Source organism: Bacteroidota bacterium, from assembly GCA_040388375.1.
In the GTDB taxonomy this organism is placed as follows: Bacteria; Bacteroidota; Bacteroidia; order UKL13-3; family UKL13-3; genus JAAFJM01.
On the sequence record JAZKBU010000001.1, the window covers coordinates 36,103 to 49,901 of the forward strand.

Genomic DNA, 13,799 nt, shown 5'->3' on the forward strand with positions numbered 1-13,799 from the left:
CAATGGCAGTGAATAAAAAGACGTTGCACTGCAACGTCTCTACGGGTAATAGTTGTGGTTGGTAAGGACACCAACCACACGTAAATATTATATAGCTATTTAAGCCGGGAATAAGGTGCTAAGGTCACCGGCCAGCAATAATTGCGGTATGGGAGTAAAGCTGGTAAACGGACCTGTTCCGGTGGGCCTGTCAAATACCAGTACCATATCATAACGCGGTGCCGGCCACGGACCGGCAGGAACGGGCTGCTGCAGTGTTGACTGTTGTGTACCTGTTTGCTTCATTAGCTGGTGCACTATACAGTCAGTTCCGGGAGTCTTAGGTAAAATATCCTGGTGTTGCCATGAAATAAGCACCGTTCCTGAAAGAGTAAGCACGTGAGTTACCATTTTCTTAAAATCCTTTTTCTTAAAAGATATATTCACCTGACCGGAAGGTAAGTTCATTTTAGCCGCTAAAGCGGATATGGTTTGGTAAGGGCGCTGGCTGGGTTCATCTCCATCTTTCTTCACCGCAGGGTCAGCCGCATAAATAAAATCAGGTTTGGCAAGCTTTGCATGTTGAAATACATTGTTAGTAGGGTAAAACAAGTTGGCAATGCCCCCTGCCCGCTCCCAGCCCATGGTAACAAGCGAGGTTTCATCTGTAGTACCTACCGCGTTAATGCCGTTGTACTGTACTCCACCATAAGGTCCGGGCTTTTCGGCATGGCGGATAATCATAATTTTTGTTGGTCCCATTGTATCTTTGGTTTAAATTTTGTTTACGTAATTGTTTAGTTGGCTAGTGTCAACTCAAACGTATTTATAAAAACGTATGGAAACAAGAGCCTGCTTTTGGGTGTTGGAATTAGCTTGACCACAACAACCCATAAAAAATGAATTGAAACTACTGAAAACAAAACAGATAAAAACAAAAAGCGGTGTTGTACCATAAAGTATGCTGTTAAAAAAAGAGTATTTATACTATGAAAAAAGGGTATTTATACTACGGGTATTAAAAACCCCTTTTTCTGTAACCTGTTTTAGTATACAGCAACGGTATTACTGACAATCTGAGACTAAAAAGTTGCTCCAAGGGGATAGCTGGAAGCGCTCAGATTATAAATTATTGCATATCATAATAATTGTATTATCTCTGTGTGGGGTAAGCAATTCATTGCTTAATTCAATAGTGCTTTTAAATGCAAAATGCTATTCAACATTTTGCAAATCTAAAATGACAATCTTCCGGTCTTTCTTTGCTTCCTATTTTATTTTGCAACGGGCATTTGCTTCCATCAAACATAATTGCTTTATCAGTGGCTATAGCACGCTTAATCTCTGCAAATGATTGCGCAAGATATAAGCATACTTCTTGCTGATGATGATAGGGATGATTGTCTGCTTTTTAAAGAAGCATTAGAGGAGCTTCCTATCCAAACTGTACTCACAACAGTGCATGACGGGGAACAACTCATGCAAATACTCACCAAAAATACGGACAAACTTTTTCATATTCTTTTTCTCGACCTCAACATGCCACGCAAAAATGGTTTCACTTGTTTAAAAGAAATAAAAGATAATGACCTGTTAAAGCTGCTTCCTGTAATTATTTTCTCTACATCATATGATGAGCATATTGCTGACTTGCTTTATAAAGAAGGAGCAACTCATTACATCTGTAAACCCGCTCATTTTTCTGAGCTAAAAAAAGTAATTCAACAGGTGCTTACACTGGTTACTGAAAATAACAGTTTGCAGCCCTCCAAGAAAAATTTATTCCTCATCAGTTAAACGCCATTCGCTTTGATATGAAAGCCCCTTCAATAACAAAAAAAACACCCGTTAGAAAAGAAATCAAAGAGAAATCTTTTCCAGTAGTTGCCATTGGTGCATCGGCAGGTGGATTGGAAGCTATGATGGAATTGTTAAAAAATCTTCCGGCTGATACAGGTATGGCATTTATTTATGTACAGCACCTCAGTCCAGATCATAAAAGTTTGTTAACCGAAATTTTGTCGAAGAAAACAAAAATGAAGGTGCAGGAAATTGACGACATGGATAAGATAGAGCCCAATAATGTTTTTGTCATTCCATATAACAAAGGAATTGAAGTAACTGACGGACACATAAAACTAATTCCACGCTCGGAAACCAGTGTAGCTATCTCCATTGATATACTTTTTACTTCACTTGCCGAGGCTCAAAAAGAAAGGGTTATAGGCATTGTTCTTTCGGGCAGCGCAAGCGATGGAACTGTTGGTATAAAAGCCATAAAGCAACAAGGCGGCTTAACATTTGCGCAAGATGATACTGCAAAATTCACCAGCATGCCTCACTCTGCCATTTCATCGGGCGTGGTTGACTTTATCTTATCGCCAAAAGACATAGCACTTGAACTAGCACGACTCAGTAAACACCCGTTCCTTAAAAACAATGCCGTTAAAGTTGGCAATGAAGAGTTAATTGACAACAGCGACCCTGATTTGAAAAATATTCTCGGCCAATTACTTCAAGCCACCGGTGTTGATTTCGGTCTGTATAAAATGAATACCATCAAGAGGCGTATTATACGCAGAATATTGTTGTATAAAATAAAAACATTGAAAGCCTATGCAAAGCTGCTCACTCAAAAAAATGAAGAGATTGATATTCTTTACCAGGATTTATTGATTAATGTAACCAGTTTTTTCCGCGATACGGATACACACAAATATTTAAAAGAAAGTCTTTTCCCTAAGTTGCTTAAAAGAAAAAAAGCGGGAGAATCTTTGCGTATATGGGTTGCTGCTTGTGCCACAGGAGAAGAAGCCTATTCTATTGCTATGATGTTGCTCGAAATTCAAGGTAGCACAACAACAAATATACCTGTTCAGATTTTTGCCACAGACCTCAGCGAACATGCAATTGGTAAGGCTCGTGTGGGTATATACACCAAGCAAGAATTGGAAACTGTTTCACCGAAACGAATTCAGCGTTTTTTCACCAAATTGGATGGCAATTTTCGTGTAAATAAAGCGGTGCGCGATATGTGTGTATTTGCTCCACATAATATATTACGAGATCCTCCTTTTTCGCGTCTTGATTTTATCAGTTGCTGTAATCTGTTTATTTATTTTGATACTGCTGCTCAAAAAAAAGTAGTCAATACATTTCACTACGCTTTAAATAAAGATGGTTTTTTGATGCTTGGCAAATCAGAAAACATCAGTCAGTCTGCAAATCATTTTACGGGCGTCAATAAAAAATATAAAATATTTGCTCGCAAAATAAATTCAGGTACACCTACGTTACCTGCCGTTTCACCACGCTTTGCCCAGCAAATTTCATCGGAGAAAATTGTTGCGGTAGTTAACCGAAATAAAACACCCAAAATTACTCCTGTTCATCGTAACGGGCTTGACAGTGCAATTGATGGCGTTCTTGTTTCTGAATTTATGCCTGCAAGCGTTGTTGTTAACCACCAAATGGATATAGTGCAGTTTAGGGGCACAACCGATTTATTCCTTACTCACCCTAAAGGTAAAGCCACTTTTAATATTTTAAAAATGGCTCGACCTGAAATTGCTTTTGAATTACGCAATGCTATTTCAAAAGTGCTAAAAACCAAACATCGGTTCCGCAAAAGCGGCATTGAACTCAGAATAAATTCTGCAATCAGAATTATTAGTGTAGAAGTGGCTCCGCTTAACATAGAGTGGGATGAACCATTGTTATTAATTCTTTTTACGGAGCACGAACAAATAGAAGTTTTTTCGCAATCGGTTAAAGGTGTAAAAAGTAATTCACTTGCTAAAGACCGTAGAATAAAAAAATTAGAAGAGGAGTTAGCATCTGCGCAGGCTGATGCGTTTTTACTCTCGCAGGAGCAGGAGGCATTTACCCAAGAACTGCAAAGTGCCAATGAGGAAGTTGTTTCAAGCAACGAAGAATTACAAACGGTAAATGAAGAATTGGAAACATCCAAGGAAGAAATAGAATCGGCAAATGAAGAATTGACCACCACTAACCAGGAATTACAAACACGGAACGACTTGCTTATTGAATCGTATGAATATTCGGAAGCAATCGTGTCTACCATGCATGAACCAATGCTTGTGCTTGGAAAAGACCTTCGTGTAAAATCGGCCAACAAAGCATTTTATAAAAAATTTGGTGTTACACAAGAGCAGACAGAAGGGGTGCTTTTATACCACTTAGGAAACAAACAATGGAATATTCCTGCACTTAGAAAATTGTTGGAAGACATTATTCCTAAAAATTCTCAATTCCTTAATTACGAGGTAAAACACACTTTCCAGCACATGGGTGAAAAAATAATGTCGCTCAATGCAAGCCGCATTATTCAGAAAACACACCGCGAACATTTAATCCTTCTTATCATAGCTGACATTACGGAAGTAAGACAGTTACTAATAGAAAAAGAACTGAGAGAGAAAAAAATAATCAATAAGGAAGCCAGCGAGCGTAAAAAAGAAAAACTACGATTAGAAAAAGCCGTTGGTGAAAGAACACAGGAATTAAAAGAATCAAACGAATTACTCGCAGATAACAACACCGCACTTCAAAACATGAATAAAGAGCTGGAATCATTTACCTATGTTTCCAGTCACGATCTGCAAGAGCCACTGCGAAAAATACAAACTTTCGCAAACCTCCTGCTCGAAAATGAAAATCAACAATTATCTACTAAAGGCAAAAATCATTTACACCTTATACAGAATGCAGCTGAACGAATGCGGCAACTCATCAGCGATTTATTGGCCTTTTCACGCATTAGCGTAGCCGAACGGAAATTTGAAAGTACTGACCTTAACATAATTGTTGAAGATGTAAAAGCTGAGTTTAAAGAAATTATTGAACAGAAAAATGCCGTTATTGAAGTAACAGCACTATGCACAGTAGAAACCATTCCTTTTCAGTTTCGTCAGCTCATGCACAATCTTATTGGTAATGCACTCAAATTTTCAAAACCCAATGTGCCACCACACATAACAATAAAGAGCAAAAACATTAAATACAGCAAACTTAACAGCAGTATACACCCCACGTTAAAAGAACACTGCCATATTACTATTACTGATAATGGAATTGGATTTGAAAAGGAGTTCAGCGAAAAAATATTTGAAGTGTTTCAACGCTTGCACAATAAGGACAAATACACTGGTACTGGTATTGGACTTGCTATTGTAAAAAAAATAGTGAACAACCACAACGGGACTATTAGCGTAAGGAGCAAACTGAATAAAGGAACTTCATTTGATATATATATTCCTGTTTTGCAAAAAGCATAAACAAACTTCTTAAGTATTTCAGTACATGCAAATATGAATAGAATGGCACCTAATTTCGGCATCCAATTATCGAACCATAGTTTGTCTAACTCCATATTTTAGTTTTGCTTCCCTTCAAATGACGGTATACTAACACAAAAAATAATTGACAGTTTTTTCAATCAGTAATTTGTTTCTTTTTTTGTGGTAATATTTGCTATTCTGACGGCCTACCAACTTTTACATTTGTGCTATAATTAAAACTACAACACAATGAAGGAAAGTAAAGTTTGGTTAATAACCGGTGCAGGCAGTGGTATTGGATTACAAATTGCAAAAGCGGCACTTGCCGCAGGTAATAAAGTTGTTGCTACAGGCAGAGACTCAAGTAAAGTTTTTAAAGCAATTGATTCTCCTACTGATAATCTACTGGTGGTAAAAATGGATGTAACAGATCCAAAAGAAATTGAGGCAGGAGTAAATTCAGCCATTGAAAAATTCGGAACAATTGATGTGCTTGTTAATAATGCAGGTAATTTCTACGCAGGTTTTTTTGAGGAGTTAAGTCAAAGTCAGGTAGAACGCCAAATTGCCACCAACTTATTTGGGCCTATGAATGTAACAAGAGCTGTTTTACCTGTTATGAGAAAGAACAAATCGGGGCATGTCATATCTATTTCATCCACTGCTGCATTGGTTGGTTATGAGCTATGTTCAGCATATGCTGCATCCAAATTTGGATTAGAAGGATTTATGGAATCTTTACAAATGGAAGTTGCGCCATTTGGTATACATACCACCATAGTAGAACCGGGGTTTTTCAGAACAAACTTATTGGAACCATCTTCAACAATCTGGTCAGAACTTCAGGTTGAAGATTATACTGAACGTATTGCTGTACTAAAACCATGGTGGAATAGCATGAGCGGACAACAAGGTGGTGACCCTGCAAAGTTAGCAGCAGCATTACTTAAAATTGCGGGTGAAGATACTCCCCCAAAACGCTGGATGGCAGGAGCAGATAGTATTGCCGAAGCAGAAAGAAAGGCGAATGAATTACAAGAACAGGCAAATGCTTATCGTGAGTTATCTTCATCTTTATCATACGAATAGCACAGTCTCATAAAGTGCTTTATGCTATTTTAAATAAAAAAATGTTTATTTTTATCAATGATATTGTTCAAAGACTTCAAAACATTCAATGAATATATAGGTCTACCAACACCTTTATATAACGATATTGACGTTGGTTACTACGACCCACCGAACATGCTTTCAAAATCGGACCCTATAACAATTGACTTTTACAGAGTTTCATTTAAAATCAATTTTGTTGACAAAACAACACCCAACTCAAAGCCTGTTAATGCTGTGTTTTTTAGCAGCCCTGAAATGACTGGAGGATGGGATATAGAACCTACTTACAAGGGAATGTATGTGCAACTGTCAAAAAAAATCATTGAAGAAAACAGGTTCATATTCAAGAATTATCTTGACTACGGACTGCATGAGCCCCTGTTTTTAACAGACACCGAAATTACAGAGATTACTACTCTTTTTGAATTAATGATAAAATATTACAATAAGGATAGGGAAAATTTTGCGGTGTTGCTCTCGTATGTTAATGTGTTGATTTCATTAGTAGAATCTTTTTATAAAAGACAATTTTCTACCGATCCCAAGCAATACAATCGAATTGTAACCGACTTTCAACAAAGTTTGAAAGATTATTACAACCAGCCTGTAACCCAGCTTCCTAATGTTCAGTATTTTGCAGATAAGTTGGGATTAACACCCAACTATTTTGGAGACATCATTAAACACTTTACACATAAATCTGCCATTGAAAACATCCACGAATTTGTGATTAAAAAAGCAAAGGAGTTGTTGGAAAAGAATGCGGAGATGAATAGTACCGAAGTGGCTTACGAATTAGGTTTTGAATATCCTAACTACTTCTCCAAATTCTTTAAAAAGCAGGTCAATCTCACACCTAAGCAATACAGATTGCAAGCAATCAAAAACTAAATTCAAAAACGCCTTCATCGAAAGGCGTTTTTCATTATCAGTAATTTGTTTCTTTTTTCGTAGTAGTATGTTTCCTGCCGCTGTATTACGAACTTCTAATTTTGAAGTATCATTAAAACATTCACAATATGGAAAATAATCAATCTCAAAAAGAAGGTGGAAGTTCAAGACGAAACTTTATTCAACAATCTGCGGTTGCAGGACTGGGTTTACTATTTACCCCTAATTTGTCTGCATCTAATAATTTATCCGACCATAAACCGAATAAGGTAAAAGTAGGCGATATGGGTACGAGAAATTTGGGGAAATTAAAAGTGTCTGCATTAGGGGCAGGTTGTATGAGCATTAGTGCCAATTATGGTGCAGCAGCAGATAAAAATGAAGGTATAAAAACTATTCGTAAAGCTTATGAAAAAGGCATTACATTTTTTGACACTGCCGAAGTGTATGGTCCGTATACAAACGAGCAATTGGTAGGAGAAGCATTAGCACCATTTAGAAACAAAGTATCAATTGCAACAAAGTTCGGTTTTGATATTGGTGGACCGCAGATTGCTTTAAATAGCAAACCCGAGCATATCAAAAAGGTCGTTGAAGAATCGTTAAAACGACTGAAAACCGACCACATAGACCTTTATTATCAACACCGTGTTGATCCGAATGTGCCAATAGAAGATGTTGCTGGTGCGGTAAAGGATTTGATTGGAGCAGGTAAGGTGTTACATTTTGGTTTGTCGGAAGCAAGTGTAAAAACTATTCGTAGAGCCCATACTGTGCAGCCTGTTTCAGCTATTCAAACCGAATATTCTTTTATGGAAAGAAGTGTTGAGAAAAATGGTGTATTGGCAATTTGTGAAGAGTTGGGAATTGGATTCGTTCCGTGGGGACCGATTGGTATGGGTTATTTAACGGGTAAGCTTAATGCTCAAACTAAGTTTGATGATAAATTAGACCTACGTTCAACTTTTGACCGTTTCACTCCAGAAAATTTAGCGGCAAACATGCCTATCGTAAATTTGTTAAACCGCTTTGCCTCTAAAATAAATGCAACCGCTTCTCAAGTTGCTTTGGCTTGGCTGATGGCACAAAAAACTTTTATTGTACCCATTGCAGGTACAAGAAATATTCCTCATTTAAATGAAAATTCAGGAGCAATTGATATTCAATTGACCACTGTCGAGTTGCAAGAATTAGAGACTGAATTTTCAAAGCTAAAAGTATATGGGGGCAGAATGAACGCAATGCAAATGACATTTTGCGAATAAAAATATAATTTAAGGAATAAAGATACATGGAATCTCAGAAAAAAGTATTGCTTATAAATACACACTTAACCTATCCCAACTGGACAGAAGGGACTTTAAACAATTCATTTATACAAAAAGCAAAAGACTTCTTTGAAACAAAAGATTTTGAAATTTTAGAAACAAAAATTGAAGATGGCTACAATCCAGACGAAGAAGTTGAAAAACACTTGCAGACAGATATTGTAATTTTACAAATGCCTGTAAACTGGTTTGGTGCACCTTGGATTTACAAAAAGTATGTTGATGAGGTTTTTAACAATGGACTTTTTAGTAAATCATTCTTGACCGGTGACGGCAGAACCAATGACAACTCAACAAAACAATACGGAACTGGTGGACTTTTACACGGTAAAAAGTTTATGATTTGTGCCACTTGGAACGCCCCAGCAGAAGCGTTTGACAATCCTGTTCAACAGTTAATGCAAGGAAAAAGTACAGCAGACCTTTTTCTAAACATTACAAGCAACTACAGATTTTGCGGATATGAAATTATTAAAGACTATAACTGCTTTGACATTTTCAGAAAGAAACCAACACCCGAAGATTTTGAAAACTATGCAAAGCATTTAGCAAGTGTTTTCAATTTAGAGAACATAACGATAACAGCAGCTAACCTTGGTTAAATACAGCATCCCTCTAATTAAACAGACCCTTGTAAACAGGGAGACTCAACTGAAGATAAAATGTCTACAAAAAATAAAAGCCGCGACTAACACGGCTTTTATTTTTTGTAGAGGACAAGGGACAAAAGTCGAACCTTGAAACGTTATTAAAAGACTTAAATCTTATAAATGATGATAATAAAAATACACGCCACAGGCGTCCGCTAACAATGCTTATGTGTTTATGTATGAACTTGACGCAGAAAACCTCTTTTTTGGCGTTTTTACACCTGATTGTTTTATACTTAATTAGTACTTTTGGATAATAATAAAAACTAAAAATTATGGCAACTATTAATCCTCACATTAACTTCAACGGAAATGCAGAAGAAGCATTTACTTTTTACAAATCAGCATTTGGCGGAGCGTTTACAAACGTTGTTCGTTTCAAAGATCTTGCAAGCACTGAACATCCCATCTCGAAAGAAGAAGAAAATAAAATTATGCATATTGCTTTGCCTATTGGTAATTGTATGCTGATGGGAAATGATGTTCCGGAATTTATGGGACGAACAAATGAAAATGAGAACAGAAGTAAAATTGTAATAGCTGCAGAAAGTAAAGAAGAAGCAGATAAATTATTTAACGGACTTTCGGCAGGCGGGCAAATCGAAATGCCTCTTGATGAAAGTCCATGGGGTTCCTATTTCGGTATGTTCAGAGACAAATATGGTGTTGAATGGATGGTAGACTTTACCGAAAAAAAATAACGGAAAAATATAAACGAATCAACTTAAAACAAAAATGCCCGTAACTTTTACAAGTTACGGGCATTTTAAAAGTAGAGGACAGAGGACAAAAGTCGAACTTAGAAACTCTATTTGAGGATTTAAACATATTGAATAATGAACTTTTAAAAATAAATAATCAACTTTGAAATATTCATACAAAATACTGAATCCCCTACTCTACTAATTTCTGTATTTCTTAGGTTGTTATAAGTTGGTAGTGTCAAAATACTGTCTAGCAAAGTCAGAAATACGTTTGTGTCTTTCTATAATTTCAGTTTCAGTCCATTGAGTTTTTTCTCTAATTTCGGTGTAACTTGATAGAGCAGTGTCTTGAAATAGTTCACTTTTCTTGTCAAATGATTTGTTACCAAACCTACTATTTTGAGTCTGTGTCAATAAAGCCAAGTTACCAGCAAGTTGTAAAAAGTTCTTTTTAAACTCTTCGCTATATTTTTCGTCTGTCGGGTTTTGCGGTTTGATATGTTCAATAGTGTAACTATTGTAACGGTCTTTATCCAATAATGCACCCGAACCCTTGTCAGTTCTTATACTATTTTCATATTGCCATAAAACAAACTTGATTGTATTGCGGTTGTAATGCCATTTTTCGTTGTCAAAATAGTTTGTGATTACATTTTTAAACCTATCTCCGTCATTCCAATACCACTTAAAGCCTGTTTTTGTGGCCTTTTTAATATCTTGATACAAATTGTTAATGTTGTAATTAACATCGGGATTGAAATATTGCTTTGAATAATCGGGTAAATAGTCTGTGCGATAATCACCTAGTTTGAGTTTGAAGCAAAGGACTTCCAATAATTTCAAAATCTTTTTGAACGTGTCGCCTTTTACTTCTCCTTTGTAGAAAAGTGTCAGCAAAACCAGTTTCCAATTCGCTTCGTTGCCAACAAAGAAAAGGTTTGTAATGTCCGATTGATTTTTATTACTCACAATACTTTTAGCACTATGAGTTAAAACAACAAAGTTTTCAAAAAACAACTTTATCCATTTAGTTTTATTTTCTTCTTTATTTAATTTTTTCTTTATCGCTTCAATGTTACCGTCAATGTTGAAAAACAAATTACAGTAATTGTCTAAAAGTTCATTTTCTGAGAAGTAGCCCTCAACTGCTTCAATATATCGGTATGATATGGAAATATTGCTTTGAATTTCTGCAATGTCATTATTTGCTTGATTGTTGTTTGTACTTTGAATATAAATTTGGTGCATTAAATATGCCTTGATAATTTCAAATCTTGAAAGTTCTTTACCACGATTGTTTTGATATTCAAAAACCTGTGTCGCCTCAACTTTGTTAGTAATATAAAATGTGCTGATTACTGCATTTTCTAAAGTCTGCTGAATTAAGTTTAAGTTCTCTGTCGCTAGTTTACTCAATTCTGTTTCAAAGAAGTTAAAGGCTTTAATTATTCTTTTTTGTGAAATTGTTTCGGTGTCGTCAATGGCTGATACCAAATGTTTTTGAGTAACTTTTTTGAAAATTACTTGGTCTTCATCAATAGTTTTGAAAACGTCTGTCAAATAGATTTCTCTGATGCTGTCAATATTTTCGCCTTTTATAATTTTGATTTTGGCTATTGCAGAAAGAAACAAAATTATTGTTGTAAGTCTTTGTTGTCCATCAATTATAAAAAGAGTGTTTCCGTCCTTTTCAAAAAGGAATTGTCCCAAATAATATTTCTTTCCTTTTTGTTCTAAAAGGTCGTCAAGGAATTGAGAGCATTGTTTGTCACCCCAACTGTAAGCACGCTGATAGGCTGGTATTCTAACGTAGTCTGAACTTTTGAAAAGTTGTTGAATATTTTCAGCAACTTTATTTTCAAGTGCCGTTTCTGTTTGATTATTCATTATGCAGTTCTTGTTTTTTTACAAATTTTTCTTAAATATAAATTTAACTCATTTTTTTCCTGAACGTCAAATAATTCACACCATGCACGCACCACGCACACAAAAAGCACACTACATGTTTTACTAGCTTTATTATTTAGATACCATGTTAAAACTACTCAAAACTTTCGTTCTTATGAGTTTGGGTAATACAAAATACTTATCTGTCAAAAATAGATATACAAATCTTTTGGGGTGCTTGCTCTAATAAATCTTTCCTTTTGTGATGGAGTTGTTTTAAGCTATACCCAAGTGGGTAAACTTCTGCATTACTTGACATTTTAACATACTTTTTTTCACTCCATGCATAAGTACCCTCTATTAAATACTCGCAGTAATTCTCTTTATTAAATATAAATGTATTATCCCCTAGCTTCGTATTATAATACTCAATAAAATTGCTTAAATAAGTCCTATCAGTAAATATAAATTGCCCTGTTACACTATCTCGTTTCCATAAATCAAGTAATCGACATTCAACATGCTCACTTTTCCCATCATTATAAGAAATTATAAATGTGTTTTCATCAACTGCAATAGCTTTTTCTAATAAGCCCGAATTAAAAAAATATTCAGAGCCATACCTCATAAAGCTAGACATTCCTTTTTTATATTCTTTTCTTACCAGCGTAGAATCAAACTTGTTTTTAAACGGTTTAAAATCCTTTACGGTTTGAAGTAAATTAAGCCCTGTATCATATATATCAAAACTATAATTATAGTTTTGTGCTACTATAATGTTTTTCTCTAATAAAGTAATTGGTTCTATTGAAATATGAGTTAACTCTATATTGGTTATGTGTGGGTGTATAGCTTTAATTATTTTATGGGTTTGTAAATCCATTAAAGCAATTTCGGTTTTTACAACTTCATGGAATGGATTTGTTGAATTGTAGGCTTTTGTTAATATTAAACGCTCACCGTATAGTTTTAAGTTTTCGTATTTTATGTTAATGTCTAAATCATGTTTAGTTAGTTTGTTATTAGTGTAGTTATAATGAAACAAATTATCTTCAATTAATACTACTAAATTATCTTGGTTAACATCATAATCATTTATTATTAACCTATCATCTAGCATAATATCATTTAGGTTTGGTATAATAATATATTGCTTAGTAATACTTTTAGTATTCACGTTTATTTTAGTTAAATAAAACGTGTCTAAATGCAAGTTTCTATCATAATAATTGATATAAAAAGTATCGTTCTCAAGCCTTGTTTTTATTTTACTACTTCGTGCATCTGAACCCAAATCATTTAAAAACAAAATACTATCTAATTTAGCCATTTCTGTAAAATGTCTAATATTAGACTGCCCAATTGATAGTTTAGATACTACTATAAAAAAAACAAAGCAAAATATATAGCTTTTAAAGTTTCGCATTCACGGTGTTTATATTAAGTGCTAAAATAATAAATTAGGTTTTTAAAGTGCAGAGAACAGCAAAAAAGCGCAAAATTGTTCAAAAAATGGCAATTATAATCCAACACATCCGACTTTGGCGGTGCTGTGCATTAGAAAACATATAGTAACTGAAATAACCACTATAACCGATATTGGCTAGGGTGGTTAAACGGTTTTTTTAAGTGCAAAAAGCAGCAGAAAATGGCAAAAAAAAGCAAATTCATACCACTAAATCATACTCCAACACATTCAACCTTGGCGGTGTTGTGCATTAAAAATATATAGTAATAAGAGTTACCACCATATCCATTATTGGCTAGGGTGGTTAAATTGGTAATTAACCGATTAGTTACCGATGGTTAACCAGTAGTAACCGCTAAATAATACCCCACCACATCCAACCTTGGCGATGCTGTGCATTAGAAAACATATAGTAATAGAAATTACCACCACATCCGACTTTGGCTAGGGTGGTTAAATGCTAATTAACCGATTAATTA

10 protein-coding genes are annotated in these 13,799 nt (G+C 35.1%); 7 read left to right on the top strand and 3 right to left on the bottom strand.

The genetic code is table 11. From position 1 onward, the window contains the following. Window positions 1-99: 99 nt before the first annotated feature. Window positions 100-741 (bottom strand): hypothetical protein, encoded by a 642-nt coding sequence (locus V4538_00160; GenBank protein ID MES2379421.1) that lies wholly within the window; start codon window positions 739-741, stop codon window positions 100-102. A gap of 588 nt (window positions 742-1,329) precedes the next feature. On the opposite strand from V4538_00160, the gene V4538_00165 reads away from it, so the two are divergent. The 7 genes from V4538_00165 (at window position 1,330) to V4538_00195 (ending at window position 9,962) form a co-directional block, all read left to right on the top strand. After that, entirely contained in the window at window positions 1,330-1,776 is a 447-nt protein-coding gene (locus tag V4538_00165) for a response regulator (GenBank protein MES2379422.1), read from the top strand. A 17-nt stretch (window positions 1,777-1,793) separates the two neighbouring features. Continuing rightward, window positions 1,794-5,276 (top strand): CheR family methyltransferase, encoded by a 3,483-nt coding sequence (locus tag V4538_00170; GenBank protein ID MES2379423.1) that lies wholly within the window; start codon window positions 1,794-1,796, stop codon window positions 5,274-5,276. Between the two features lie 252 nt (window positions 5,277-5,528). Beyond that, the gene (locus V4538_00175) at window positions 5,529-6,368 is read left to right on the top strand and encodes an SDR family oxidoreductase (protein MES2379424.1); all 840 of its coding nucleotides are present in this window, start codon (window positions 5,529-5,531) and stop codon (window positions 6,366-6,368) included. Window positions 6,369-6,425: 57 nt separating this feature from the next. Then, window positions 6,426-7,283, top strand: a complete 858-nt coding sequence (locus V4538_00180) for a helix-turn-helix domain-containing protein (protein MES2379425.1) — start codon at window positions 6,426-6,428, stop codon at window positions 7,281-7,283. A 128-nt stretch (window positions 7,284-7,411) separates the two neighbouring features. Then, window positions 7,412-8,548, top strand: coding sequence for an aldo/keto reductase (locus V4538_00185; protein ID MES2379426.1), 1,137 nt, complete (start codon window positions 7,412-7,414; stop codon window positions 8,546-8,548). A 26-nt stretch (window positions 8,549-8,574) separates the two neighbouring features. Continuing rightward, window positions 8,575-9,213 (top strand): NAD(P)H-dependent oxidoreductase, encoded by a 639-nt coding sequence (locus V4538_00190; GenBank protein ID MES2379427.1) that lies wholly within the window; start codon window positions 8,575-8,577, stop codon window positions 9,211-9,213. 323 nt (window positions 9,214-9,536) lie between these two features. Next, window positions 9,537-9,962 carry a VOC family protein gene (locus V4538_00195; GenBank protein MES2379428.1) on the top strand — a complete coding sequence of 142 codons (426 nt, stop codon included), beginning with the start codon at window positions 9,537-9,539 and terminating at the stop codon, window positions 9,960-9,962. Window positions 9,963-10,187: 225 nt separating this feature from the next. Here the strand turns inward: V4538_00195 and V4538_00200 are convergent, their stop codons facing one another. Both V4538_00200 and V4538_00205 read right to left on the bottom strand, forming a co-directional pair. Continuing rightward, window positions 10,188-11,852, bottom strand: a complete 1,665-nt coding sequence (locus V4538_00200) for a DUF262 domain-containing HNH endonuclease family protein (GenBank protein MES2379429.1) — start codon at window positions 11,850-11,852, stop codon at window positions 10,188-10,190. A 199-nt stretch (window positions 11,853-12,051) separates the two neighbouring features. Further along, a complete protein-coding gene (locus tag V4538_00205; protein ID MES2379430.1) occupies window positions 12,052-13,182 on the bottom strand; it encodes a hypothetical protein in 1,131 nt (376 codons plus the stop codon). Between the last annotated feature and the right edge of the window lie 617 nt (window positions 13,183-13,799).

Excerpts from the sequence above, each read along its gene's own strand:
- V4538_00170 (MES2379423.1), top strand. The coding sequence starts at position 1,794 with ATGAAAGCCCCTTCAATAACAAAAAAAACACCCGTTAGAAAAGAAATC.
- V4538_00175 (MES2379424.1), top strand. The coding sequence starts at position 5,529 with ATGAAGGAAAGTAAAGTTTGGTTAATAACCGGTGCAGGCAGTGGTATT.
- V4538_00205 (MES2379430.1), bottom strand. The coding sequence starts at position 13,182 with ATGGCTAAATTAGATAGTATTTTGTTTTTAAATGATTTGGGTTCAGAT.
- V4538_00165 (MES2379422.1), top strand. The coding sequence starts at position 1,330 with ATGATTGCGCAAGATATAAGCATACTTCTTGCTGATGATGATAGGGAT.
- V4538_00180 (MES2379425.1), top strand. The coding sequence starts at position 6,426 with ATGATATTGTTCAAAGACTTCAAAACATTCAATGAATATATAGGTCTA.
- V4538_00195 (MES2379428.1), top strand. The coding sequence starts at position 9,537 with ATGGCAACTATTAATCCTCACATTAACTTCAACGGAAATGCAGAAGAA.
- V4538_00160 (MES2379421.1), bottom strand. The coding sequence starts at position 741 with ATGGGACCAACAAAAATTATGATTATCCGCCATGCCGAAAAGCCCGGA.
- V4538_00190 (MES2379427.1), top strand. The coding sequence starts at position 8,575 with ATGGAATCTCAGAAAAAAGTATTGCTTATAAATACACACTTAACCTAT.
- V4538_00200 (MES2379429.1), bottom strand. The coding sequence starts at position 11,852 with ATGAATAATCAAACAGAAACGGCACTTGAAAATAAAGTTGCTGAAAAT.
- V4538_00185 (MES2379426.1), top strand. The coding sequence starts at position 7,412 with ATGGAAAATAATCAATCTCAAAAAGAAGGTGGAAGTTCAAGACGAAAC.